Here is a 26,997-nt window from a genome sequence, read left to right on the forward strand (position 1 = left end):
TTATGTCATGCTGGCGCAGCACTTTCTTTTTCGACTCAGGCAAAAAGTAAAAAAAACTGCTTAAGTTTAGCCATGGTTAAAAAATTGGTCCAAGTTGTTTTGTCGATCAATTCTTTTACATGGAAAGGGGCTATAAATATGATAAAGTATCACCTCAAACGTAACGACATTGCGTATGAAAGCCATAGAAAAAGAACGATGGCTCTCGCTAAAGAGTTAGGTGTTCAAGTGTCGCTGTAGTGTTAAATCAGCTCGATAAAGACATGTCTCAATCTGGGGGCCACTTCAATGGCAGACCTGTTCCCCTTTTTTCTTCTCTCTCTTTTTGCTAATTTTCATGGTGATTGAAGCTGTAAAAACTATTTGTTCATCAGTGTCATAAACAGTGACCGGAACTTCAACTTCACCTTCTTCATCTAATTTAATATTGCTTCCATCGGCTACAGCTCTTAGATCAGTTCTTGCTTTAGCCAAGTATTTTACAGACATGGCTTTTGGAATCCATCTTAATTCTTCGGAAATAGAGACCTCTGTCATTGTTCCGGCCACTAATTCTGCCGCATTACACATAGCTATCGCATGAACAGTGCCTAAATGATTTTGCACTTCTCTGGTATTTGGGAAGGATGCTTCAGCATAATGAGGCCTAACTTCATTAAAGACAGGATTTATTGTTTTAAAGTATGGTGCATATTCAGTTACAAGATATGTAAACGCTTCATTTCCTGACGTTTTGTAAAGCTCTAGTACTTCGTTCATCGTAAACCCTTTCAATGTATTGGCTGATGATATTTATTTAATTTAAGTATCTCCGGAATCACCGGAATCTGCATGCTTTTCAGCGGGCGCGCTATTTTTGCGCTCCGCTGCAAAAGCCTTGTTAGGCTGGATTAAGCATTTTCTGGATGGAGAATATCCATAAATCGAGACATAAGTTCATGCAAATCTTCATTGTTCAAAACACCTTCTGCTGGCGCTAAACACCCTGCAAGCATATCATAGGCAATTCGTTTTTCATTAAATACCTGCTCCGTAAATTGATGACCATTTTGCCTAAGAATCTCATGTTTCATGAGCTATCGCACAGACGACCATTCATCACCACCTAATATTTTCTTATCCCACCAAACATTCCAACCAATTTCGGAAAATAATTCTGCGAGAATGGCTGCTTTTAACCTGTCCTCACTTCCATAACTAATAAAAACATCAATCATTATGAAACTCCATACTCCAAGAAACAGCCCGATTTAAATGACTGGCGTAACAAAGCTGATCTGTGGTTTGTCTTTTCTTTCATGCTTACTTATCCAAACAGTGATAACACTCAAAAAGTACGAATATCAATAAAAATCTGTTGCCACTATTCGAAATGATTCGCAAAGGGTTTCAATTAAAATTTGCGATAAAATGCAGATTGTTGACCCATAGAACAGTGAGGGTAAGGGAGAGGGAATGGACTCAGGAAGCCCCCAAAAAGGGGGCCTGAAAAAATTTACAACTATATGCCTAAATAGGCCTCTTTAATGTGGGGATTGCCTAAAAGTTCATCGGCCTTGCCCTCCAGGGCAATTCTGCCGTGTTCCAGCACATAGCCACGGTCTGACAGACGCAGTGAATGGTTGACGTCCTGTTCCACCAGCAATACGGTGGTTCCTTGGTCGGCTATTTTCCTGATGGTCTCAAAAATGCTGTTGACCAGAACCGGGGCCAATCCAAGGGACGGCTCATCCAGCATCAGGATTTTGGGCCTGGCCATAAGTCCCCGGCCAATGGCCACCATCTGCTGCTCCCCGCCGGACAGAGTGAGGGCGGTTTGATTTTCCCGCTCTTTAAGTCGAGGCAGCATCTCATATACCTGGGCCAGGGTGTGCTCTTTATGCTTATCAGCTTCCTTATTATAGGCGCCCACAATAAGGTTGTCTTTTATGGTCATCAGAGAGAAAAGCCTGCGCCCTTCCGGGACATGGACAATGCCGTGGTTGACGATCTCTTCGGGGGGCAGGGTATGCATGGAACGGCCCTTAAAAAAAATCTGACCGGAAGACGGTTTCATCAATCCTGAAATGGTGCGAAGCAATGTGGATTTCCCGGCACCGTTGCCGCCGATGATGGAGACTACCTCTCCTTCCTCAATGCGCATGGACAAGTCAAAGATGACCTGGACATCCCCATAACTGACATCAATGTTATTTACCTCAAGAAACCCCATATTCATCTCCCAGATATGCTTTGATCACGTTTTCGTCGGATGCCACCGTTTCAGGGGTTCCTTCTGCGATTTTTTTCCCGAAATGGATAACAACAATACGGTCGGATAACGCCATGATGGCCCGCATGATATGCTCAATAACTAGAATAGTAATACCCTGCTCACGCAAAAACCTTATAATTTCAACCATTTCATCCACCTCAGCCGGCCGCAGACCGGCCATAACCTCATCCAGAAGCAGCAGTCTTGGCGCTGTGGCCAGGGCCCGGGCAATCTCCAGGCGTTTTCTGTCCGCAATGGTCAAATCCGATGATTTGGCATCCTTTTTGTCGTCAAAATTGAGCAGCTTCAGCACTTCAATAGCCTTGGCCTCGGCTTCGCCCCTGCTGGATGTGTTGGCAAAGGCCCCCACAGTAACATTATAAAGCACACTTTTGGACGCAAAGGGTTTCACGATCTGAAATGTACGGGCGATTCCTTTTTTGCACAGGTCCCATGGCTTTTGTCCATTGATCACCTGACCGTCAAAAATCACCTCTCCTTTTGTGGGGGGAAACACTCCTGCAATGCAGTTGAATGCCGTGGACTTTCCGGCTCCGTTGGGACCAATAACCCCGAGAATTTCGCCTTTTTCCATGGACAGACTCAAACTGTCCACCGCCGTAAGGCCGCCAAACCGCTTGGTCACATCCTTTAACTCAAGAAGACTCATTTATCCCCTCCTTTGATGAAGCCATCGGTCATACGGTTGACCACCCTGTCGTATAACCGGGTCAAGGGCTCCTGCAGTCCCCGGGGTTGATAGATCATCACCAAAATGAGCACAACACCGTATATCACCAGATGCATGCCGGGCAGAATATCCCCAAAATAAATTCTCGACAGATCACTGACCGGCCGAAGCAGCAATGCCCCCAAAACGGGTCCGGCAATGGAACCCCGGCCGCCGATCAAAGCGATAAAGGCAATCTCAAAGGAAATATCAAGTGAAATCGTACTTTTAGGATGAATAAACAAAGAGAACTGGGCGTAGAAAGTCCCGGCCAGGGCCGTGAAAAAGCAGCTTAACGCCATGGCAATCACCTTGGCCCGGGAGACATTGACGCCAAGCGCCTGGGCCGCTTCGGGCTCCTCTCCGCCGGCGGTCAGGTAATATCCCAGCTTGGATCTGGAAACCGCCCAGGTCAAAAACAGAATAATCAGCAGCATGGCCAGGATAATGTAGTAATACGGTACCTTGGATGAAAACATAAAATGGGCCCAACCAATATTCAACGGTGGAATCTGTAATCCCCTGGGGCCATTGAGTTTGAACGGGCCCAGGTAGTCTATGTTCTCAACCATGACGCGTACGCCTTCGGCAAAAGCGATGGTGGCCAGGGCAAAGTAGGCCCCGCGCATTTTTAAGGTGGGAAGCCCGATGATCATGCCGGCGGCAACAGCTATAATACCCCCAACGAACATACCCAGCCAGGGACTGATGCCGTACTGGAGAGAAAGTATCGTTGAGGTATATGCACCGATGCCCAAAAATACCGCATGCCCCAAAGGCAGGACACCTGCAAATCCACCCACCATGTTCCAGGAGGTGGTTAGATAGGCGTAAAAAAATATTAAAACAATGATATGCAGCCAGGTAGGACTGCTGATAACAGCCGGCAATGCCAGCACCAGGATCAACACCGCCCCGAGCAGCACCTTGTTAATGGTGTCCTTAACCACCTGCCGAGCCAGGGCGGATCGGTCAAGAAAGGCGTCGTCCGTCTCGTAAGGCGTGTTGTTGTCCCCTGTGCCTGCTATGGGTTTACCAGTCATATTTTACTCCGAACAATCCTGAAGGTTTAACAAAAAGGACCAGAAGAAACAGACCGTATACAATGGCCTCTGTCCATGTAGCGGTCATGAACTGGGGCCCAACGGATTCGATGATCCCGACAATGATCCCGCCGATGATGGCCCCGGGAATGGAGCCGAGCCCGCCTAACACAACGATGATAAATCCTTTAATATCGAACAGAACCCCCACGGAAGGAAAGGTATTGTAAAAAGGAACCAGGGTGACGGCGGCAACACCGGCCACTGCCGTGCCGAGCCCGAAGGCCATGTTGTATATTTTGTACTGGTTAATGCCGGACAGACTGGCTGCATCGCGGTCAAGGCTGCATGCCCTGATGGCACGCCCTGTCCTGGTTTTCTGAAAAAAATAGTATACGGCAAAGGCGGTTGCCACAGCGGTAACGGCACCCCACAGTTTGGGAACGGAGATAAACATCTCGCCCAGCTCTATCATTTTGCCCTGGAGCGGATTATCCGGAAGGGAACGGTATTGCGGCCCAAAAATCATCAGGGTCAGATTATCCAGCACATACCACACCCCGGTGGTGACAATAATCACCGTACTGGGTTCCCGGACATCTTTTTCTGCTTTGAAAATGGGCTTTATCACAATATCCTGCAGATAGTATCCAAACACATACATGACGGGAACAACTATAACCAGAGCCAGGTAGGGATGAAGCCCAGACAGGACAATGGTCCAGTAGGCGACGTACATACTGACCATCAAAAGAGTGCCGTGGGCAAAGTTGACCACTTTGAGCACCCCGAAAATAATGGTCAACCCCAGGGCGGTCAGCCCGTAAATCGAGCCCATAAGGATGCCGTTGATTGTATCTTCAATTAAATAGATCATTCTTTTCTCCGGACGGTTCTATCCCGCTTTAAAAAGGGCTTGCCTTTTCAAAGCGGAACATTGAGATGGGCGTTTTTATGGTTTGGGAAAAACAGGGGTGTATCCGGCGCGTCTGGCGCTTTGGGGCCATACGGTAATTCGCTCAAGGCCGTTGCCCACATCATTGATCTGAACAAGGACCGGAGATGCATGGGAATTCTGGCCGCTTTGGTCAAACTCAACGGCATCATACCCCACGATCATACCCGGGCCTGAGGTAAGGTTGGTCTCGGCAAGGGCCTTGCGGATGGCATCTTTGTCAAGGCTTGCGGCACGCTCCAGGGCATCTTTGATCACGTACATGGACAGATACGCGTCCACAGCCTCGCCGGTGAGGTTATAACCATATTTGGCCTTGTATTTTGCATTGGTCTCTTTAGCACCGGGTTTATTGATGTCGGCTTCCCACTCCACAATATCAAAAAGGTACCGGGCATTTTTACCCACAGCCTTGATAAAGAAGGGATCAGCATGTCCGCCGCCGGTGGCCACAATGGCTTTTAAGCGTACCTTGTACTCAGCCAGTGTGTTGGTTAAAAGAATGGCGTCTGCGGCATTGGAAACCAGTAAAAGAACATCTGCCCGGGACCGTCTGATCTTCTGGACCACAGGACTCAGGTCGGTGGCGGTGGAGGGATAGGGTTCGTCCAGTACCACCTCATATCCGTCTTGTTCGGCCAGTTTTTTCCACTGGCCTGCCATGCCTTTTCCCCAGTCGCCGTTTTCATAAACAAAGGCAAGTTTTTTCACAGGCGTGTTGAACTCGGCCTGCATATCTTTTAAAAAGGCGAATTGATCCCGGGTCCACCAGGAGTCCTTGGCAGCAATCCGGAATACGTTTTTAAACCCCTGTTCGGTAATTTTGTCGGACACGGAAACCGGTACGATAAAAGGCACCCCATAGCGTTCAGCCACGGCGGTGGTGGGATAGGTCACCGCAGAGTTCCAGCAGCCGGTGAGTACGTTGACCTTTTCGGTATTAATCAGCCGTTCAGCCTCAGATACGCCTTTTTCCGGTTTTGATTCGGAATCGGCATAGAGCATTTCAAGCTTGGCACCGCCCAAGGATTTGATGCCGCCGGCTGCGTTGATTTCCTCAACGGCCATCTCCCTTGCATTTTTTCCCTGCTGGCCTACGGATGCAGAGGGACCCGATAAAGGGATAATGTTGCCGATCTTGATGGTTGTGTCATCTGCCGTGGCAGGGCCTGTAAAAATAAGTCCGCTGATTAAAAGCCCGGCGGCTGCCGTTGCGGTCCAAAAACGATTAAGCTTCATCTTTTCCTCCTTGTGGATGTTAAAATAGCGCAAAAACCATTAAACTTTTCGCACGTGGTTTCATAAACGTAATATTGCGTCATGAGCAAGGCGTGTGCCAAAAGCTACGAATTGTTGAAAAATCAGGACTGCATGATTCTCGATCTTTTAATTTACCACGAAGGTCACGAACAGAAGATTCGACTGTATAATTTTAATGAACCATTTAAAATGTGGTTAGAAATGGTGAGTGCTATCCAAACTTAAAAAATGACCTGCTGTCAACTTTGGGGGTCAACTATAATTGACGACGTCAACTTTTATTGACACCATACGTCAACTTTTATCCCGTTTCTTTAATCGCTTGCTCAACGCCTGTTTAGAGATCCCCAAAAGCCTGGCGGCCTGGCTCTGATTTTGATCGGTACGTTCCAGGGCCTGGTCAATGGCATATTCAGTCAGCGCGGCCAGGGTGGGAAACCCGCCCATTAAATCTTCCAGAACGGTGTCGCAGGTGGCGGGGATATCGGCTGAGTTGGATTGGGAGGCGGTTGAGACATCTGACAGCCGGTCCAGAATCGTGTTAACATCGAGGCTTGTGCCCGTACTTTGTGCCACGGCATCATAGATATAGGTTTTCAACTCCCGGATATTTCCCGGGAACGAGTGGGCGGCCAAAACGGCCGAAAACTGTTGCCCGGTGTCAACAACGGGTTTGCCCATGGCTTTGGCGGCCTGGTCCCTCAAATAGGCGGCGATCAAAGGGATATCCTCTTTGCGTTCCCGCAACGGAGGCACCTGGATCAGGTGGGTGGAAAGCCTGAAGAAAAGATCCGACCTGAACTGCTCCTGATCCACGGCCGCAAGCGCATTCCGGGATTTATTGGTTGCGGATATAATCCGCGCCCGGCAGGTCCGGGGCCGGTCCGATCCCAGAGGATAAAAAATGCCTTCCTGGATTAACCGCAACAGCTTGACCTGGGAGGCAGCGGAAAGATCCCCGATCTCATCTAAAAACAGAGAGCCGCCCGCCGCCTTTTCCACCAGTCCCTCCCGGTGCTTGTCTGCGCCGGTGTAGGCGCCTTTACTGTGACCGAAAAGTGTGTCTGAGAACAGATTGTCATCAAGTCCTGCCACATCCACCGTAACAAAAGGGCCACCAAGCCCGGACACATCATGGATGGCGCGTGAGATCAGCTCCTTGCCGGTGCCGGTTTCGCCAAGAATTAGGATCGGCTCCCGGCTGGTGGAGATGGACTCAATATACTGGAACAGTCCGATCATCGTGGGATTTTGGGTAATAATATGCTGAAAATGTTCCGGATATTTAAGATGCCGGTTAAAGGAAACCCCTTTAAGGGTGAAAACCTCATTTCGTAATGCGCAGATTTCCAGGGCATTTCGCAGTGCCGAGGCAAAGGTATTCATGTTGATGGGCTTGACCAGATAATCATGGGCCCCTTGCTTTAAACACGCAACCGCACTTTCAATTTCTGAATTGGCCGTGATGATTACCACAGGAATGTGGGGATGGGTCACCCGGAGCTCTTTTAATACCTCAAGGCCCGATTTGTGAGGCATATTCAGGTCAAGAAAAAGGACACATACACCAAGATCGGCCATCACACCAGGCAACCGTCGGCTGTCCTGGACCTGAACCACTTGGTTGACCCCCATGGAGGTGAGCAAAAAGCCGTACGCATCAAGTTCTGATACTTCATCGTCCACCAAAACCACAGGAACCTTTGAATGACTGAAATTAATCATGGTTTTCGTTGTTGTCCTTCGGCGTTTTTTCACCAAGGGCCAAAGGCAGGCAGATCCTGAACATAACACCCGTGTATCGGTTTTCTACATGGATCTTACCTTTCATCTCCTTTTCTACGATCATTTTAGCCATGTACAGCCCGATACCGGTACCTGTAGCCGTTCCCTTGGTAGTAAAATAAGGTGTAAATATTTTTTCCAACAAGTGAGGAGGAATCCCGCAGCCCGTGTCTCTGATTTCAAGGCAAATCTCATCACTGTTTTTAAAGACAGCCAGGTTGATCAACTTGTGAACCGTTCGATCCGGGAAGTTGGCCTGGCGTTCGTTGATGGCATCCTTGGCGTTGGAGATGATGTTGACCAGGACATGAACAAATTCATTCTTATAGCCCAGGATGGGCATGGACACGTCATCGTCGGCCAGATCCAGGTCCAAGGTGATATTGTTCTGTCTCAACTGGGTTTTCACCAGTTTGATGGCACTTTGTATCGCATCCATCATCTCAAAGGTGTGTTTATTTTTGGACGGCCTGAAATACTCCCTGAAATCATTGATGGTTCTCGACATGAACTGAATCTGGGTATCAGACTCCCGGACCAGTTTTTCAATGAACGGAGCGGAAATCATCTGGTTATAAAAGGCCGGGGTCAGGGAGGCGATATATGAGGAAAGGGCATTAAGCGGCTGACGCCACTGATGGGCAATGGCAGACAGCATCTCACCCATGGCGGCCATTTTCTGGGCCTGGCGAAGGTTTTGCTCTGCATTTACCCGTTTTGAAATGTCCCAGATACTGTATACTTTTACCATTTCCCGGTCCAGCTTCAACGTGGAGATCCCGATCTCAGTCGGAAACTCCGAACCATCCGCCCGGCTGAATGTCCATTTAAACACATCGGATTCGCCCGAAGCGTGGGACTGCTCAATCTGGGTCAACTTCAGCTTTGTGGCAGTGCCGTCCATCTGGGTATCCGGGGAGAGATCTACCATGGTCCGGCCGATAATTTTATCTTCGGCAAGTTCAAACATATCCAATGCCTTTTGGTTGCATTCAACATAGATCCCGTTGCTTGTGAGCATAATGGCATTGGTAGCCGTGTTAAAAAGCGTACGGTACCGGGTCTCAAGCTCTTTTCTGCGGATGATTTCCCCGCGAAGGTCTTCATCTTTTCCCGAAACAATCGCCTCAAATCTATTCTTGGAGATAAACAGAATCAAGGCCGACCCGCCCATGGTGATAAGCAACAGCAGGGCCAAAATACCCAAAATTTTCAATACCATGGCCATGGCAAAAAGCATGTCTGTATTTTTGGCCAGGGCCAGTGCCTCTTCCTGATCCACGTTGGTACAAAGATACCATCCGGTGTCCGTAAGTTTGTGAAAGCTGAGCATTCGATCCCGGTAGGAAAAAAAGCCCGCATCCCGTCCGGGAAAATATGAACCGAACGCTGAAAGGCCGGGATCGGATTCCTGAATTTTGGTGGTCATCATCAGGCTTTTATTTTGGTGAACCAGCACGGTACCTTCGCCGTCAATGATAAAGGCGTACCCATACCGGCCGATACGCAGGTCCATGACGGACGCCTGCAGGGTATCAAGAATGATATTGGCACTTAAAACGCCGACCACCTGATCGTCATGGACCAGGGGCACCACGACGGCAATAACCATCTTCCAGAAGCCCTGGTCCATAAAAGGCCGGGTTAAGGTTAATTTTTGTTCTTCCATGGCCCGCTTGTACCATGGCCGGGTCCGGGGATCATAATCCCTTGAAGCATACCAGTCGGCCCCATCTATCATGGTGCCGTTATAAAGCCCCAGATAAACATCGGAAAAATCCCCTGCAGCCATGGTCATTTTCAAAATAGGCCTTGGGTCCTGCCCCTGGGTCAGATAGAGATCTTCCAGGGTGTGCGCCAACGCATCGACAAGCTGAAACCGGTGGGCCAGCCACATCCGGACCATCTTGGCCGCCTCTTTGGTCAGGGCCTGCTGGTGACTTTCCACCGTGTGCCGGCTGATGGTCTGGGTGTAGGTGTAGGTAATGCCTGCCAGAACAAGAATAATCGCCACCAGTATGGACACCAGCATTATGTTTATCTTCAGCGTCATGGGGCTTCCTGTGTTACCATGCTTGTAATTATAGTCGGGTACCGGCATAGTTAGTGCCTGAACGTAATCCCCGAGTTCAGGCACTACTCGTATTTGGACGACAAGTTGCCCAGATGCAAGGCGCAAGCAAAGCTAAAGCCGGAGCGTACAATAGTACGTGAGGATTTTAGATTTGTGCAGCAACGCCGCAGGTGGGTGACTTGTCGTCCAAATACTAAATACCGGCCATACACATGTATTTAATTTCCAGGTAATCATCCAGTCCATATTTTGAGCCTTCCCGGCCGTTGCCCGACTCTTTGACACCGCCAAAGGGGGCCACCGGGTTGGAGATAAGGCCGGTATTGATACCCACCAGGCCATATTCCAATTTTTCTCCAACGCGCCAGGTTCTACCCAGATCCCTGGTATAAAAATAAGCGGCCAGCCCAAATTCCGTATCATTGGCTTTGCGGACCACTTCCTCTTCGGTCTCAAACTTGAAAACCGGGGCCAGGGGACCAAAGGTCTCCTCTTTGGCCACCCGCATGTCATCGGTGGCATCCGCAACAATGGTGGGCGCAAAAAAGCTGCTGCCCAGGGCGTGCCGCTTGCCGCCAATCAGGATTTTTCCGCCTTTACTGACGGCATCCTGGATGTGGCTTTCCACGGTTTCCACGGCAGCCATATCAATGAGCGGACCCTGCTGAACCCCATCATCAAATCCATTGCCCACCCTAAGGCCTTCCACGGCCGTTGTCAGCTTCCGGCAAAATTCATCATACACGCCGGCCTGGACATATATCCGGTTGGTGCACACACAGGTCTGACCCGAGTTGCGGTATTTGGAGGCCATGGCGCCTTCCACCGCCGCATCAATATCGGCATCGTCAAACACAATAAACGGGGCGTTTCCGCCCAGTTCCATGGAAAGCCGTTTCATGGTACCGGCGCAATCCCGCATCAATTGTTTACCCACCTGGGTGGAGCCGGTGAAGGTCAGCTTGCGCACAATGGGGTTGGCCGTAAGTTCCCCGCCAATTGCGCAAGAAGACCCGGTCACCACATTGAACACCCCTTTGGGAACGCCGGCCTGCTGTCCGAGTTTTGCAATGGCCAGTGCTGAAAAAGGAGTGGCGGTTGCCGGTTTCAGCACCATGGTGCAGCCGGCGGCCAGGGCTGCACCAGCCTTTCTGGTGATCATGGCACTGGGAAAATTCCAGGGGGTAATGGCGGCCACCACCCCCACCGGCTGTTTGATGACCACCAGGCGCTGAGAGTCAACGGTCTGGGGGATCACATCCCCGTATATCCGTTTGGCCTCTTCGGCAAACCATTCAAAAAAGCCTGCGGCATAGGAAATCTCTCCCCGGGATTCCGCCAGGGGTTTGCCCTGTTCTGCCGTCATGATGGCCGCTAAATCATCCTGGTTTTCCAAGAGCAGGTCATGCCATTTTCGCAGGATGGCCGAGCGCTCTCCGGCTGTTTTGGACCGCCAGGCATCCAGGCATTTATTGGCCGCATCAATGGCCCGTTGTGTTTCATCTGCACCGCAAAAGGGAACCGTACCAAGCACCTCTCCTGTGGCAGGGTTGGTCACATCAACGGTTTTTCCACTGTCTGCGCCGACCCACTCCCCCTGAATAAAACAATGCGGGCACAGGAGATCTGAATTTTTTAATTTTAACATATGTACTTCCTTTGTTAGTTGCCCAGACTGGCCAACCCGGCTTCCATTATATCCAATCCCTTTTGCAGTTGATCCTCTTCAATAACCAGGGGCATCAGCACCCGGATGACATTGCCTTCAATACCACAGACCAGGGTTATCAACCCGTTGTCAAAACAGTACGCAGACAGCTTTTTGGCCGTATCCGGGTCAGGGGTGCCATCGGCATGAACAATGGTGTATCCCCGCATGGCACCAATGCCTCTGATCTCACCCACATGATCAAATTTTTGTGTCCAGGCGCTAAAAGTTGCACCAAGCTTCTCGCCGATGGCCTGGGCCTTTTCCAGAAGATTTTCCTCTTCAAAAATATCCAGCACAGCATGGGCCGCGGCACAGGCCACGGGGTTGGCACCGTATGTGCCGCCTAAACCGCCGGGATGTACAGAATCCATGATCTCTTTTCTGCCCACCACCGCGCTTAAAGGCATGCCCGCTGCAATACTTTTGGCTACGGTCATCAAATCGGGTTCCACACCGAAATTCTCAACGGCAAACATCTTGCCGGACCGGCCCATGCCGGACTGAATCTCATCAGCAATAAAAACAATACCGTGATCTTTACAGAACTGGGCCACCTGGGGCAAAAAGTCCGCAGGCGGGGCGATAAACCCGCCTTCACCCTGGATAGGCTCGATGACAACCGCCGCGGTGTTTTCAGAATTAATGCCGGTAATAAAAAACTTGGTAAATGCCTCAAAATCACCAAAGGGGGCCCGATACACTTCAGGAGCCAGGGGGCCGAATCCGCACTTATAGGGCTTTACCTTGGTGGTCATGGCCATGGTGAGGTAAGTACGGCCATGGTAGGAGCCGTCAAACACCACAACGCCCTGTCTTTGGGTGTAATAGCGGGCTATTTTCACTGCGTTTTCCACTGCTTCGGCCCCGGAGTTAACGAAGAGGGCTTTTTTGTCAAAGGCACCCGGGGTGATCTTACACAACCGATCAGCCAGGCGCACGGCAACATCATAGGGATTCACCATAAAGCAGGTATGGGTGAATTTCTCGGCCTGGGCTTTAATGGCCGCCACTACCTTGGGGTGACTGTGGCCCACATTCATCACGGCAATGCCGCCGGCAAAATCAATATATTGCTTGCCCTGAACATCTGTAAGAATGGCCCCTTTGGCCGAATCAACATAGCAGGTGGTACCGGAGGCATGACCGTTTGGAATCACCTGATTTCTAAGAGTCTGAATGTCATCAATACAAGTCATTTTTTATCCTTTCTGACTTTTGTCGGGTTGAGCACAAATACGACAGAAAGCACAGCATGATTCGTGCCTGACTGAAAAATATTTATAAAAATATTTTTCAGCAGCAGTTGATTTTACACCCAATGCAAAGTATTTCAAGGTGTTGATCGTAACCTAACTTTCTTTCTTGACGAACGGTTTCAAAAACAGGTAGTGTAAACAAACGTTCCGACATCCGTTTAAAATGTCGGGAATAAATTCAGATATGGATATTACCTCATCATCGTTGCAGAAATCATAAAAATTTCAACTTAGGGACTCAAATGAAAAGATCAACCATACTTCTGATACTGGTTCTGATCTGGACTGTTCCAACCCTGGCCAGCCATTCCCACATCATAGAGACACAGCATCCCCAAAAACCTGTGGACTCGACACCTGCCGTACTTTTCTGCCAGTTTATTCCATCAATTGCGGAACAGTTCATCGGCATGCCTGTTCTTGTGGGCGGACGCCCTGAACAAACAGGAAGCACGGATAATTCCTGGCTGTTTTACTCCATTTACGCCGGTGCCGCAACCAAAGCAGGGCTGATATACAAAACCTTTATGCCCATGGATCTTTTATTAGACAACACCCATAGTATTAAAGCAGATGATGTTCAAAACGGAGACCTGATCGTGCTGAATAATGATCTTGCCGCCATGGTTTACCAGGTGGACCCCAGCGGGCGGATGCATTTTGTCTATGCGTCCAAAAAAAGAGGGGAGGTCATCACTTTCAACAGCGATAATTTAGTTTACCACGCATACTGGCTGGAGCACTTTAAAGGTTTTTTCAGAATCAATGAAGATATGCTGAAGCCGGCACGGCCCAAATAGTGCCTGACACCTTAATTTCGGTCACAAAAAATAAGAAATTGCGGAACGTCTTATTCCCTTTGTTCCCAGTCTATAGTTTCTGCGGTGTAGCCGCCTCAGGCAGATCTTTTTTCAAGAATATCCAGAATTTTTTGACAGTTTTCAGTTGCCCTGCCCCTGACGGCATCAGCCTTTTCCATAATTTTTTTGCGGTATTCGGGATCATTGATATCGCCCATGTTGTTTACCAACGTTCTATAAGCACCCCAGATTCCCGCTTCAAGCGCCTTTGCACCGACCTCCACATCTGACCGGGAAGCAATATTACCGTATTTCGCCACACCCATCATGGCATCCCAGGCCTTATCACCCAGGGTCATAATAGACAAGGGCACTTCAATGGCTTTTTTCAAGCCCAACTGGAGCTGGGCATTTCTGAAATCTTCCTCTTTCTCCGTATTTTTCGGCAGCCCCTGGGCAGCCACATAATCGGCAAAGGCATCGGTATCTGCATCAATCATGGGAATCAGAGCCAAAGCGGCTTCATGCAGCGGCGGAATCAATGCTCTCATTTCAGCGTCAACCGTTTCAAACCTTCTGACCCCCAGGGTCAGCTTACCCACCATGGCCCCAAGCCCTGCACCCAGGGATGCAATGACTGCCGATACGGAACCGCCGCCGGGTGCAATACTTCTGCCGGCGACCTCCTGAATAAAGGACCGTAAACTCATACCGGCCAGGGGTTCATCCGGGGCTTCAGCAATGATATATTCTATGATCTTGGCCTTGGGATCAAAGGGCGCAACGGAATTCAACCCTAAACGTTCAACAACCAGCCGGACTTTCTGGTCCTCATCCAGGATAAAAAGACCTTCTTTTTCAATGTAATACTCTGCAGCCTGTAAAATTGCCTGAAGGGGAACGACACCCACAATCTGTGACCCGGCCACGGCAATCTTAAGCTTGGCTGCTTCCTCCTTAACGGCTTCAAACAAGATATGGGGCGGGGTGACAAGATAATTATTCAGGTTCACCGTAACCTGAGCCAGGTTATAATCATTTACATACCAGCCCATCCCTTTGACATCCTTGAACCGGCCGGGCTCTTCAGGCCCCCTGCCGGCCTCACGCAGATTCAGTGCAATGCGGTGGGCCTGGTTGGGTGTACCTAACAGATTAACGTTATAAGCAATGAGAAAAAACCGGGCACCGGTCACGGTAGCCCCCCACTCGGGTACAAACCCGGCCGGACCGAAATCAGGCTTCCATTTTTCTTGAACAATGCGATTGGGAATGGCTTCATACTGACCTTTTCGAATCTGGGGCAGTTTCTTGCGGTAATCCAGGATGGCGGATTCCTCGTACAGATAGACCGGTACGCCAAGTTCATCGGCCAGCCGTTTGCCAAACCGTTTTGAAACTTCCACACACTCGTCCATGGTCACACCCGCCACCGGAATAAAGGGGCAGACATCCAGGGCACCCATGCGGGGATGCTCCCCACGATGCCAGCGCATATCTATTCTTTCCCGGGCCACCCTTGCGGCGGCCAAGGCCCCTTCCACCACACAATCAGGGTCCGCCACAAAGGTATATACCGTCCGGTTGGTGGAGTTGCCCGGATCCACATCCAGCAGGCGGCACCTGGGTGTTTCGGCTATGGCATCGGCAATGGCATCAATGGTCTGTTTATCTCTTCCTTCTGAAAAATTGGGCACACATTCAACGATTTTATCCATATATATAGATCTCCGTCTCATATAAAGAATCTTTAATCATTTTTACCATTCATTTCATTATTATACACCCGCCAACTTTTATATACATGCCGTTTGACTGATTCCCTTACGCAATACAAAAGCCATGCAACCGATATTGTTAAATTAATTTAGCCTTCAACATCCTACTGCAAATTATTTAATTTAGAATATCAGGCACCGGTTGCATCGCTGCACGGATAAGACTTGCATTTTCCTCTACATTAACGGTAGTATCCCAAGGCGGGAATTTAATGACACAGGCGACAGTATATCCCCAAATGTAAAAATATTAACACAAAAGGAGGTTAACACATACAAATCAATACAAAAATTGGGGGATATGATTCAACTTTTTAGAAAAGCAAATACTTATTAATACTGTAAAGGTAAAGAGGATTGAATTTTTAAAACAGTTGTGAAAATATTAGCAAATTAACTGGAATAGAAGCTTTTTAGACCCACTGGTTTTAACAATTTTCATCAGGAAAGGATATCAAATGAATAAGGTCGATATCCCCAGACTCAGGGAGATAGTCGGGGAACAAAACATAAAGACAGATCCGCTTGACCTGTTTATTTACGGCGCAGACGCATCTGTTTACCATGCCACACCATGGGTCGTTGTGAGACCTGACAATACCGGCCAGGTTCAAAAAGTACTGGCCTATGCCAATGATGCAAAAATACCAGTTGTCCCCAGGGGCGGCGGCTCGGGAATGTGCGGGCAGACCGTGTCGATCAAGGGCGGAATTCTTCTGGACATGAAGAACATGAACCGGATACTTGAAATCAACATGCCCGATGTTTACTGCCGGGTGGAACCGGGTGTGGTGGACGATGATCTCAATGCCGCACTTAAACCTTATGGGGTTTTCTATCCCCCGACACCGGCCTCTTCACGTATCGCCACCATCGGCGGAGAGATCGGCAACAATGCCTCCGGTGTTCGTTCCGTAAAATACGGCGCAACCCGTGATGCGGTGTTGGGCTTGAAAGTGGTTCTGGCCAATGGAGACCTGGTCACCTTAGGTGCCCATACCCGGGTGGAAGCGTCCGGTTACCAGCTTGAAAAACTCATCGTAGGTTCGGAAGGCACCCTGGGTGTTGTGGTGGAAGCGATTATGAGCTTTGTACCCATCCCCGAATTCAGATGCCTGGGCGTTGCCAATTTTGACAGTCTCAGAGATGCCGGTAATGCCATTAGTGACATCATGGCCTCGGGCACCATTCCTTCCATGCTCGAACTCGTGGATGACGTTGCAATCAAGGCGGTAAACAAAACCATGAATTTAGGCCTTAAGGAAGTGGCCGCCTCCCTGCTTTTTGAAGCTGACGGAAAAGTGATGGAAGCCGTGGAGTATGAAGTTAACAAAATGCAGGAAATCTGCAAAAAGAATAACGGTGCCGACCTCTGGTACAGCTTTGATGCCAAAGAGCGCGAACAGATCTTCATGGGTCGTAAAAAATTATTCCCTGCCCTGTCACAATTTGACGCCAGCATGGCTTCCACATCCCTGGCGGACGATATGGCAGTACCCTACTCCAAGATGGCGGATATGGCCGCTAAAATCCATGAAGCTGCCGAAAAGAACGGCATCATCATGACGGCATACGGCCATTGCGGATCCGGGTGCATGCACACCAAGATCATGATGGACGTCAGCAAGGAAGCGCAGTGGCAGGGCGCACAGAGAGCCATTGCCGAGATTTATGAATATGTAAATTCCATTCACGGCACCACTTCTGCTGAACACGGTATCGGCATTTCCAAAGCAGATGCCTTCAGGACGGAGAAAGCGGATTCCTTAAAAATGATGGCTGCCATCAAGGCGGCCCTGGACCCCAATAACATTCTCAATCCCGGCAAACTGCAGCAGGCGCCGGAAAACTGGGTAACGGCAACAGATCTTAGATATGCCGTCAACAGCTGATAAAGGATAACAGGGATATTCTTATGCAGACAACAGAAACGAAATTTAAAAATTTAGAAAAATGGGAAGGCATGCTGGCCAAGTGCATTCGGTGTGGATACTGTTACGAGCACTGCCCCATGTTTAAATTCACGCGCTGGGAATCCGATGCACCCAGAGGTAAAAATATTTTAGCCCACGGACTTTTGACCGGTTCAATTGAACTGACACGGGAAATTGCGGAGAAATCGTTCAGTTGTTTCTTTTGCAAACGGTGTGAAGCGGCCTGTTCATCCGGGGTTAAAATAACGGATATTATGCTGGATCTGAGAAGGGATCTGGTGGAACTGGGGTACAAAAAAGATATCGGCACCATATCGACCACTGACCGTTCTTGCGCCAGATGCCTGCAGTGCGTCAGGGCCTGCCCCCATGATGCCCGGGAATATATTGACCTTGAAGGCATTGTCGTGGATCCGGTAAAATGCAAGTCCTGCGGCATCTGTGTTGAAATTTGCCCTATTGAAGCGATAAGCATTCCCTTACCGTTCGGAACCGACACCGAAAACCTGGATCAAAAAGCTGCTGAGTTCCTCAACTCCACTGAATCCGCCAAGGTTATCTGTTTTGCCTGTAACTGGTCATACCATCCTGACATTCAGAACTCCAAATTGCCGGAATCTGAAACCCATGACAAGGAGTATGAAATCCTGGTGAACCTGTGCGGCGGCCGTCTTGATAAAAACCTTTTATTGACGCCGTTCCTTAACCAGGCATGGGGCGTTCTGGTGGGTGTTTGTCCGGATGGGGAATGTACCCATGACGGTAATGTCGCGGCCCTAAAACGGGTAACAAAAATGAAGGAAACCCTTGAATCCCTTGATATTAATCCCGATCGAATTCATCTGGTTCAAATTCCTAGAGGCGACAAACAACTGTTCCAGGCTGAAATTGATACCTTTATGGAAAAGATAAATCAGTTGGGCCCCATACGCTAAACTTTGAGCCCATACATAGATGGTCTTTTCGTCCAATTTTGAGCTTAAAGCTCTTCTTGGAATCTGCGGCGGATAAGAATCTTAATCCCCGGAATATTTAATATATGCCGAAGATTTTAATTTTTATCCGCCGTAAACTTAGACGAAAACTCTATTATACAAAAACTTAGATTAAGAGGTTCAATTAGTGTCCATCCATAAATAAGAATTTTTATTCAAGTTCACGAGGGCAAAAAGACTATTTATGAATGGACAATAGATTAAATGCGAGGCAAGATAAGGTCATAGAGGGAACCTGAGACAAAATTATTAAAACAACTCCAGGAAGGAGACAATAATGGCAAAAGTACAGATACCGTATGGTAAGGAAAAAATTGAAGTTGAAATTAATGATAATAACCTGCAAGGCGTATATTTTCCAAATGACGTAGAAAAAAGAGAATTTGAGGCTGAATTTTCAAAAAATTTGGAAAACGCGAACTTTGCAGAATTCATGGAAGGTGATGAGAGAGTCGTCTTCATCGTCAATGACGGAACTCGCCCTACGCCTACGGCAAAAGTACTCAAGGTAATCTATGATGATATAAAAGATAAAAATATCTATTTCATCATCGCGACCGGTGCCCATAGAGCCCCAAATGATGAGGAGTTTGAATACATTTTTGGAAAAGAGATCTATGAGGACCTGAAAGCAAAAGACAGAATATGGTCACATGATGCCAAAAATGATGAGATGGTCTATTTAGGTAAATCTACAAATGGTACTGAGATGTACCTGAATAAAATTGTAGCAGAAGCTAAAAAAACCATCGTTATCGGTTCTGTGGAACCCCACTATTTTGCAGGATATACTGGTGGCAGAAAAGGCTTCTTACCTGGCGTAGCATCCTATGAAACCATCACACAAAACCATAAATTAGCTTTGAATAAAAGCGCCAAGGCCCTTGCATTAGATGGCAATCCCGTCCATGAAGATATGATGGATGCCATGAATGTATTAAAAGAGATTAAAGTCTTCTCCATTATGACCATTTTGGATAAACATCATAACGTATATGAGACCACATGCGGGGATCTTGTAGGCGCATTTTATGATGCCATAGACAGTGCCAAAAAAGTATTTTGTGTTGACATAGAAGAAAAAACGGACATTGTAATCTCTGTGGCACCTTATCCAATGGATATAGACCTTTACCAGTCCCAAAAAGCGATAGACAATGGCAAGCTTGCACTTAAAGAGGGCGGCATATTAATTTTTGTATCACAATGCAGAATGGGCATCGGCGGGAAAACGTTCTTTGACCTGATGGCGTCTTGTGCTACCCCCCAAGATGTGCTTGACAAGATAAAAATTGAATACAAACTGGGTTATCATAAAGCCGGTAAAATGGCTGAAATCAATACCTGGGCCCAGACCTGGGGCGTAACGGAACTGCCTGAAGACGAGATCAAAGCCGTACACATTAAACCTTTTGATAGTGTAGAAGCAGCTTTGGAAAAAGCATTTGAGTTGAAAGGCAAAGATGCCAAAGTAACCGTACTTCCGTTAGGATCTCTTTCAGTACCCAATATACTGAACCCCTAAAATCGATATTTGATCTTTAAAAAAAGCGGCGGTGCATTTTAAGCACCGCCGCTTTTTTTTTGCCTATCCAATACCGACTTCAGATAGGCCAATGTATGAAAATTATCTGCCCATTACTTGAATATTCTGCCGGATCGTGTCAAAAAAATAGTGTCCGAATATTTTCTTTTCGTTAAAAGCACCAAGGAAATCATAATGAAAAAGCTCATGAACGCCCCAGACGACGTCGTAAAAGAACAATTGGCCGGTATGGCCAAAGCACATCCCGAAATCACGGTTAACATTGACCCGAGTTTTATATATCGGGCAGATGCGCCCAATAAAAAGGTGGCCCTGATCTCAGGCGGAGGCTCCGGCCATGAACCCATGCACACAGGTTTTGTGGGTATGGGCATGCTGGACGGTGCCTGCCCGGGGCAGATTTTTACCTCCCCTACCCCGGATCAAATGTATGAATGCGCCAAAGCGGTAGCCTCTGATAACGGCGTTCTGTTTCTGGTGAAAAACTATACCGGCGATGTCATGAACTTTGAAACCGCGGTTGAGATGGTTCATGGAGACGGGATCAAGGTACAAAGCATTCTGATTGACGATGATGTGGCAGTAAAAGACAGCCTATATACTGCCGGACGCCGGGGTATGGGCACCACAGTACTGGTTGAAAAGATTGTGGGCGCAGCCGCAGAAGCCGGATATAATCTCAAGCAGTGTACGGATCTGGCCCGTAAAACCAGTCAGAACGGTCGATCCATAGGCGTGGCACTAACCTCCTGCACAGTGCCTGCCGCAGGCAAGCCCACCTTTGAGCTGGCTGACGACGAAGTGGAGATGGGCATTGGTATTCATGGAGAACCCGGTACGAAACGTATCCAAATGAAAACTGTGAATGAAATCACCGAACATATGGCACGCTGCATTATTGAGGACGGCGCATATACCCGTACCGTGCGCGAATGGGATACCGAAAAAGGCGAATGGGAGGAAAAATCCCTGACCGACGAACCGCTCAAATCCTGCGATAAAGTCATTGCCCTTGTAAACAGCATGGGCGGTACACCCGTATCCGAGTTATACGCCGTATACAGCAAACTGGCTGATGTTTGCAAATCCAAAGGAATTAAGATTGCACGCAATCTCATCGGACCTTACATTACCTCCCTTGAAATGCAGGGTTGTTCCGTCACGCTTCTCAAAGCAGATAAAGAGATCCTCAAATTTTGGGATGCACCGGTGAAGACACCGAGCCTGCGCTGGGGCGCATGAAAAATATATGGAGAGGAAATAATGACCGTCAGCAAAGGACAGATCATAGAATGGCTGGAAAAATCTGCCGATATCATCCAAAAAAACAAAGACTATCTGACCCAGCTTGATGCAGCAATCGGTGATGCAGACCATGGGGTTAACATGACCCGTGGATTCAAAAAAGTAGAGGAAAAACTGCCCACGATTGCGGGCAAGGATATCGGCAATATTTTAAAAGCAACGGGCATGACCCTGATTTCCAGTGTGGGCGGTGCCAGCGGGCCGCTTTACGGCACTTTTTTCATGCGCGCCGCCACAGCCGGGAACGGCAAAGAAGCCTTGGACTCGATTGATCTGTGTGCCATGTTCAAGGGCGGAGTGGACGGCATTGTCCAGCGCGGCCGGCCCAACCGTGGAGACAAAACCATGTTTGATGCCTGGGCTCCGGCGTTGGATGCCATGCAGGCAGCCCTGTCAAACGGCAAAGACACCCTCACGATTGTAAAGGCCGGGGCAGAAGCCATTGAACAGGGCATGAAAGACACGATTCCCCTACAGGCCAGAAAAGGCCGGGCAAGTTACCTTGGCGAACGCAGTATCGGGCACCAGGACCCCGGGGCGACCTCTTCCTGCCTGATATTTAAAATGCTGCTTGAAGTTTTAGAGGCATAGCCTCTTTGGATAATATCCGACAAAGGAAACCCCATGGTTGGTTTAGTTTTTGTATCCCACAGTGCCAAGCTGGCCGAAGGCGTAAAAGAGATCGCGGAGCAAATGACCCAGGGCAAGGGCATGATCGCAGTTGCCGGCGGCATTGATGACTCCCAAAATCCCTTTGGTACCGATCCGATCAAAGTGCAGGCCGCCATTGAATCCGTTTACGGCGAAGACGGCGTGCTGGTCATCATGGACTTAGGCAGTGCCCTGCTCAGTGCAGAAATGGCCCTGGAATTTCTTGATCCCCAAAAGGCCAAAAATGTTAAACTGTGTGCGGCCCCCCTTGTGGAAGGCGCTGTTGCTGCAGCGGTTCAGGCATCAATTGGTGCAAACCTTGCTGATGTTATGGCCGAGGCCTCAAATGCCCTTCTCGCAAAGGAAGAACAGTTGGCCCAGGTAACCTGCTTTGAACCGAGCGTGGTTCCTTCCTCCCCAAAAATATCGACCGTATCCGGTAATGAAGAAATTAATCTGACCCTGACCATTCTCAATCGTAACGGCCTGCATGCCCGCCCGGCTGCCAATTTCGTTAAGACCGCCGGCCTTTTTCAGGCGGATATTATAGTCACAAAAGGGACAAAAACCGCCAATGCCAAAAGCATCAACCAATTGACCCTGCTGGGTGCAGGCCGGGGCGATCAAATTGAAGTCAGGGCATCCGGCCCCCAGGCGCGACAGGCCATAGAATTCCTGAAAGTTCTGGCCGAAAATAAATTCAACGAGGAAGACGAAAACATCCCCCCTGTAATGTCGGGAAAAAAGACTGGGCTTGCCGATACCCGGAAAAATACCCAAGGGGCAATTGCAGGTATTCCGGTGTCCCCCGGCATTGCGGTCGGCCCTGTGACTCATTACCGCGCCCAACTTCCCGAAGTTAAAACCCGACAGGTCCAGGCCCCCCGGGCGGAAATTAAAAAACTTCAGGCAGCGTTTTTAAAAGCCGGACAGGACCTTGAGCAGTTGAAAAACCATGCGTCCCACAAAGTAGGCGCCACGGAAGCGGCTATTTTTGATGCCCAGAAAATATTTCTGGATGACCCGGCCCTGCTGAATGCGGTGCAAAAAATGATATTGTCCCGGCAGTGCAATGCAGAATCAGCCTGGCTGGAATCCATAGAAGCCATGGCCCGGGAATACCGCAAACTTGAAGATCCATATCTTCGTGAACAGGCAGCTGACCTCATTGATGTGGGCAGGCGTGTGCTAATACAACTTGTGGGACAAAGTCCGCCCGTTTTAAAATTTGCGCAGCCGGCCATCCTGTTTGCAGAGGAGTTGACCCCGTCGGCTACGGTTCAACTGAACCCGGATAATGTCCTGGCCCTCTGCACGGCCCTGGGCGGCGAGACGTCTCACAGCGCCATTGTCGCCAAAGCCCTGGGAATTCCAACGATTGTGGGGTTAGGCTATGATATACTCACATGGCCTGAAAACGAAATCATTGCCCTGGACGGCACCCTGGGATTGGTCTGGCCCCACCCTACCCAAAGCCGGCTGGCAGAATTCAAAACACGGCGTGACAGGTGGAAAACCCGGCAGCAGCAGGCCAAGGCACTTGCCATGGCTCCGGCATCCACCATGGGCAAGAACCCCAGAACCATTAAAGTCGTTGCCAACAGCGGCCCCCATGATACAAAAACAATCTTGGATTACGGTGCCGAAGGTGTGGGACTTTTTAGGACGGAATTCTTGTTTCTGGGGCGGTTACAGGCACCTTCCGAGGAGGAGCAATTGCTGGCCTATATCCGGATGGCCCAAACAATGCAAACCCGCCCCCTGGTTATCCGAACCCTGGATTTAGGCGCAGATAAGACGGTTCCCTACCTGGATATGGGACCGGAAAACAATCCGTTTCTTGGATTAAGAGGCATTCGTTTCTGCCTGGCCTACCCGGAAATTTTTAAAACCCAGTTGCGGGCCATCCTCAAAGCAAGTCCCGGTCACAATATTAAAATTATGTTTCCCATGATCAGTACCCCGGAAGAGTTCCGTGAGGCCAAAACTATTCTGGATGGTGTGAAACAGGAACTGAAAACGGCTGGTACGCCTTTTGATGAAAATATGGAAGTGGGGCTGATGATTGAGGTACCGTCGGCCGTAGCCATCGCAGACCAACTGGCCGGCAAGGCGAATTTTTTCAGCATCGGTTCCAATGATTTGACCCAGTATCTGATGGGTGCGGACCGGGGAAACCGGAAGGTCAGTCACCTGGTCAATGCCCTGAATCCGGCGGTGCTCAGGATGGTGGCCCAAACCGCCGGGGCAGCCCATAAGGCTGGAATACGGGTCGGCATGTGTGGAGAACTGGCAGCAAATCCCCTGGCAGCACCAGTGCTCATTGGTTTAGGGCTGGATGAACTGAGTATGAACGCACCCAATATCCCCGAAGTAAAAAACGCAATACGCCACTGTACTATTCAGCAGGTAGAAAAGATGGCACAAACGGTTTTAAATCTTGAAACGGCACAACAGGTCGAAGCGTATTTAAAATCAAACATGACTATTGATCCAAATTCATACGCATCAAAAAAAGAGGCTTTTAAAAAATAGATTGCACGTAACCATCCCGTACACTAAGATATTTAAATATATCCCAAACCTTTTAGGAGAAAAATATGAGCCGTTGTTTACCTTTTTTTTTAATTCTGATTCTCGTCCTTGAAGGTTGTGCTTCTGACCAGCAAGACGCAGAGAACTATATCCGGGAAGGGAAAGCGTATTTTGAAAAGCAGGAATATGCCAAGGCTGAAATACAGCTGAAGAACGCAGTCAGTCTGATACCGGATTCAGCAGAGGCATATCATCTTCTTGCCCAAACCTATGTGAAGGAAAAAAAGGCCCAGGAGGCGTTTACTGCATTTTTACGGCTGGAGCAGCTGGAACCGGACAATCTTGAAACCAAACTCCAGCTGGCCTCGTTCTATTTTCTGGCCAAGAAATGGCCTGAAGCGGAAAAAAAAGTAACACAGGTCCTTACGGCTGACCCGGACAACATCAAAGGCCTCTATCTGAAAGCCGGTGTTCTGGGCAGCAAAAAAGAGCCATTAGATGCCTTGGCGGCCATCTATGACCGGATTCTTACGCTGGATTCCAAACAGACCAGAGCCATGCTGGTCCTTGCAAGGATCTACCTGGCCCAAAAAGATTCCGCCAGAGCCGAAGCCATGCTGATAAAAGCCCTGGAAACGGCACCGGATAACTTGAACATTAACCGTGCCGTATTCAGTTATTACCTGGCCCAAAAGGCCTATGAAAAAGCCCAGAAAGTTCTGGAAGACCTGGTGGCTAAAAAACCGGAGGCTGTTGAACCCAGGCTCATGCTGGCCAATTTCCAGGCAGGCCAAAATGAAAACAGCCAGGCCGAGCAATCTTTTTTAAAAGCGATTGAACTGGCACCGGACAATCCGTTGCCCCACATGCTCATTGCCCGGTTCTACAATGCCAACGAGCAGCCGGACAAGGCAGAGGGGTTTATCAAAAAAGCCCTGGCCATCCATCCGGAACATTCGGGTTTGAAGACCGCTTATGCAGACTTTTATTTCCTTCACCGGGAATATGAAAAATCCGAAAAAATAATTGATGAGGTATTGGCTGTCCGCCCCGACTTTCCCCAGGCAAAGGTTCTCAAAGCAAAGCTGTTGATATCCCGGGATAAAGAGGATCAAGCCAAGGAAATCCTGCTGTCCCTGTTGGAAGAGGAACCCGATTCAGCCCAGTATAATTTTTTACTGGGTTCTGTGCTGTTGAAAGAAAGAAAAACAGATCAGGCCATGGCCTATATTGCCAAAACCCTGGAAAAGAATCCCTCCCACCTCAAAGCAAGAGTTATAATGGCGGATATCTATTTCAGACGGGCCGACTATTTTCTGGCCGAGGCTGAAATTGACAAGGCATTGAAACTAAGCCCTAAAAACTATGAGGCTCTTTTGCTGAAGGGCAATCTTTACGCAGCACAGCATAAAATACAAAAAGCCCAGGCTATTTATGAAGCTTTGATCCAGGACCACCCCGAGAACCCGGCAGCCCTGTTCAGATTGGGCAATCTTTTTATGATGGACAAAAAACCGGACAAGGCATTGGCCGTCTATGACAAAGCCCTGGCCATTAACCCAAACCTGATGGATGTTTTTACCAACATGATCCGGGTGTACAGCGCCCAAAAAGAGTATCAGACCGCTCTTGACAGGTGTGATGCCCATCTTGAGGCCATGCAGGACGCACCGCCTGTTGTGGTCTCCATTATCCAAGGGCTCAGGGGAAACCTTTTCATGGCCCTTGGAGAGTCGGATGCTGCAAAGCAAGCCTTTGAACTGTCCATCCAGTCCAATCCCCAATTTACTCAATCCTACCTCGCCCTGGCCAGGATATACCATCAGGAAAAAAATGATACCAAAGAGATTGAGACCTATAATAACCTGTTGGCTCAGCGGCCTGAGCAAATCGAACCCCATTTTCAACTTGGACTGTTTTACGAAAAAAATGGTAAAAATGAACAGGCAAAGGCACACTACGAAAAAGTTCTCGAACTAAATCCGGAATACATTCCGGCCTTGAACAACCTGGCGTTTTTCTATGCCGAACGGAACATGGAGATGAACAAAGCCCTGGATATGGCCAGAAAAGCCAAGGAGCTCAGCGGGGAAATCCCGGCCATCATGGATACCCTGGGCTGGATTTACTACAAAAAAGAACTCTATGATTCTGCCATTCAAGAGTTCGCCGGCTGCATTGAAAAAGAGCCTGAAAACCCGATGTTCAACTTTCATATGGGCCTGGCCTACAATAAAAAGTGGGATTACACCAATGCTGAAAAATACCTGAAAAAGGCACTTGAGCTGAAGAAAGACTTTAATGGAGCGGATGAGGCTAAAAAAATTCTTGAACAGATCTGATGGTGTCGCAAAAAGTCTTTCGCCAATATTGGGGTTAAGACAA

22 protein-coding genes are annotated in these 26,997 nt (G+C 48.7%); 9 read left to right on the top strand and 13 right to left on the bottom strand.

Annotated features, from left to right (window positions below):
* Window positions 1-240: hypothetical protein (locus tag B147_RS32525; protein ID WP_033397650.1), on the top strand; the 240-nt coding region annotated here is incomplete at its 5' end.
* A 45-nt stretch (window positions 241-285) separates the two neighbouring features.
* Here the strand turns inward: B147_RS32525 and B147_RS0119405 are convergent.
* The 12 genes from B147_RS0119405 to gabT form a co-directional block, all read right to left on the bottom strand.
* Window positions 286-759, bottom strand: a complete 474-nt coding sequence (locus B147_RS0119405; protein ID WP_020588870.1) for a hotdog fold domain-containing protein — start codon at window positions 757-759, stop codon at window positions 286-288.
* A gap of 131 nt (window positions 760-890) precedes the next feature.
* Window positions 891-1,073: a hypothetical protein gene (locus B147_RS0119410; protein ID WP_020588871.1), complete on the bottom strand. Its 183-nt coding sequence runs from the start codon at window positions 1,071-1,073 to the stop codon at window positions 891-893.
* A 3-nt stretch (window positions 1,074-1,076) separates the two neighbouring features.
* A complete protein-coding gene (locus B147_RS31865; RefSeq protein ID WP_020588872.1) occupies window positions 1,077-1,217 on the bottom strand; it encodes a TIR domain-containing protein in 141 nt (46 codons plus the stop codon).
* Between the two features lie 284 nt (window positions 1,218-1,501).
* The gene (locus B147_RS0119420; RefSeq protein WP_020588873.1) at window positions 1,502-2,212 is read right to left on the bottom strand and encodes an ABC transporter ATP-binding protein; all 711 of its coding nucleotides are present in this window, start codon (window positions 2,210-2,212) and stop codon (window positions 1,502-1,504) included.
* Window positions 2,199-2,924 (bottom strand): ABC transporter ATP-binding protein, encoded by a 726-nt coding sequence (locus tag B147_RS0119425; protein ID WP_020588874.1) that lies wholly within the window; start codon window positions 2,922-2,924, stop codon window positions 2,199-2,201. The genes B147_RS0119420 and B147_RS0119425 overlap by 14 nt, the downstream gene beginning before the upstream one ends.
* On the bottom strand, window positions 2,921-4,027 hold the full coding sequence (locus B147_RS0119430; RefSeq protein WP_020588875.1) for a branched-chain amino acid ABC transporter permease: 1,107 nt from the start codon (window positions 4,025-4,027) through the stop codon (window positions 2,921-2,923). Before B147_RS0119430 ends, B147_RS0119425 begins: the two co-directional genes overlap by 4 nt.
* Complete coding sequence (locus tag B147_RS0119435; protein ID WP_020588876.1) at window positions 4,017-4,904, bottom strand: branched-chain amino acid ABC transporter permease; 888 nt, start codon at window positions 4,902-4,904, stop codon at window positions 4,017-4,019. Before B147_RS0119435 ends, B147_RS0119430 begins: the two co-directional genes overlap by 11 nt.
* 75 nt (window positions 4,905-4,979) lie before the next feature.
* The gene (locus B147_RS0119440; RefSeq protein ID WP_020588877.1) at window positions 4,980-6,221 is read right to left on the bottom strand and encodes an ABC transporter substrate-binding protein; all 1,242 of its coding nucleotides are present in this window, start codon (window positions 6,219-6,221) and stop codon (window positions 4,980-4,982) included.
* Window positions 6,222-6,536: 315 nt separating this feature from the next.
* Window positions 6,537-7,967, bottom strand: a complete 1,431-nt coding sequence (locus tag B147_RS0119445) for a sigma-54-dependent transcriptional regulator (protein ID WP_020588878.1) — start codon at window positions 7,965-7,967, stop codon at window positions 6,537-6,539.
* Window positions 7,960-10,080 carry a cache domain-containing protein gene (locus tag B147_RS30550; protein ID WP_020588879.1) on the bottom strand — a complete coding sequence of 707 codons (2,121 nt, stop codon included), beginning with the start codon at window positions 10,078-10,080 and terminating at the stop codon, window positions 7,960-7,962. Before B147_RS30550 ends, B147_RS0119445 begins: the two co-directional genes overlap by 8 nt.
* Before the next feature lie 214 nt (window positions 10,081-10,294).
* A complete protein-coding gene (locus B147_RS0119455) occupies window positions 10,295-11,749 on the bottom strand; it encodes an NAD-dependent succinate-semialdehyde dehydrogenase (RefSeq protein ID WP_020588880.1) in 1,455 nt (484 codons plus the stop codon).
* A 14-nt stretch (window positions 11,750-11,763) separates the two neighbouring features.
* The gene (gene gabT / locus B147_RS0119460; protein WP_020588881.1) at window positions 11,764-13,008 is read right to left on the bottom strand and encodes a 4-aminobutyrate--2-oxoglutarate transaminase; all 1,245 of its coding nucleotides are present in this window, start codon (window positions 13,006-13,008) and stop codon (window positions 11,764-11,766) included.
* A 302-nt stretch (window positions 13,009-13,310) separates the two neighbouring features.
* Between gabT and B147_RS0119465 the strand changes: the two genes are divergently transcribed.
* The gene (locus B147_RS0119465; protein WP_020588882.1) at window positions 13,311-13,868 is read left to right on the top strand and encodes a C40 family peptidase; all 558 of its coding nucleotides are present in this window, start codon (window positions 13,311-13,313) and stop codon (window positions 13,866-13,868) included.
* Between the two features lie 95 nt (window positions 13,869-13,963).
* On the opposite strand, the gene ftcD is transcribed toward B147_RS0119465, so the two are convergent.
* Window positions 13,964-15,586 carry a glutamate formimidoyltransferase gene (gene ftcD / locus B147_RS0119470; protein WP_020588883.1) on the bottom strand — a complete coding sequence of 541 codons (1,623 nt, stop codon included), beginning with the start codon at window positions 15,584-15,586 and terminating at the stop codon, window positions 13,964-13,966.
* 518 nt (window positions 15,587-16,104) lie between these two features.
* Here ftcD and B147_RS0119475 point away from each other — a divergent pair.
* The 7 genes from B147_RS0119475 to B147_RS0119505 all read left to right on the top strand — a co-directional run bounded on the left by B147_RS0119475 (window position 16,105) and on the right by B147_RS0119505 (window position 26,954).
* Window positions 16,105-17,538: an FAD-binding oxidoreductase gene (locus B147_RS0119475; protein ID WP_020588884.1), complete on the top strand. Its 1,434-nt coding sequence runs from the start codon at window positions 16,105-16,107 to the stop codon at window positions 17,536-17,538.
* Between the two features lie 23 nt (window positions 17,539-17,561).
* Complete coding sequence (locus B147_RS0119480; protein ID WP_020588885.1) at window positions 17,562-18,515, top strand: hydrogenase iron-sulfur subunit; 954 nt, start codon at window positions 17,562-17,564, stop codon at window positions 18,513-18,515.
* A gap of 337 nt (window positions 18,516-18,852) precedes the next feature.
* A complete protein-coding gene (locus tag B147_RS0119485) occupies window positions 18,853-20,100 on the top strand; it encodes a lactate racemase domain-containing protein (protein ID WP_020588886.1) in 1,248 nt (415 codons plus the stop codon).
* 195 nt (window positions 20,101-20,295) lie between these two features.
* The gene (gene dhaK / locus B147_RS0119490; RefSeq protein WP_020588887.1) at window positions 20,296-21,363 is read left to right on the top strand and encodes a dihydroxyacetone kinase subunit DhaK; all 1,068 of its coding nucleotides are present in this window, start codon (window positions 20,296-20,298) and stop codon (window positions 21,361-21,363) included.
* 21 nt (window positions 21,364-21,384) lie between these two features.
* Window positions 21,385-22,017: a dihydroxyacetone kinase subunit DhaL gene (gene dhaL, locus B147_RS0119495; protein ID WP_020588888.1), complete on the top strand. Its 633-nt coding sequence runs from the start codon at window positions 21,385-21,387 to the stop codon at window positions 22,015-22,017.
* A gap of 33 nt (window positions 22,018-22,050) precedes the next feature.
* Window positions 22,051-24,612, top strand: coding sequence for a phosphoenolpyruvate--protein phosphotransferase (gene ptsP / locus B147_RS28965; protein ID WP_020588889.1), 2,562 nt, complete (start codon window positions 22,051-22,053; stop codon window positions 24,610-24,612).
* 65 nt (window positions 24,613-24,677) lie between these two features.
* Window positions 24,678-26,954 (top strand): tetratricopeptide repeat protein, encoded by a 2,277-nt coding sequence (locus B147_RS0119505; protein ID WP_020588890.1) that lies wholly within the window; start codon window positions 24,678-24,680, stop codon window positions 26,952-26,954.
* The last annotated feature ends 43 nt before the right edge of the window (window positions 26,955-26,997 follow it).

The sequence above is a fragment of the Desulfobacter curvatus DSM 3379 genome (assembly GCF_000373985.1).
Taxonomy (GTDB): Bacteria; Desulfobacterota; Desulfobacteria; order Desulfobacterales; family Desulfobacteraceae; genus Desulfobacter; species Desulfobacter curvatus.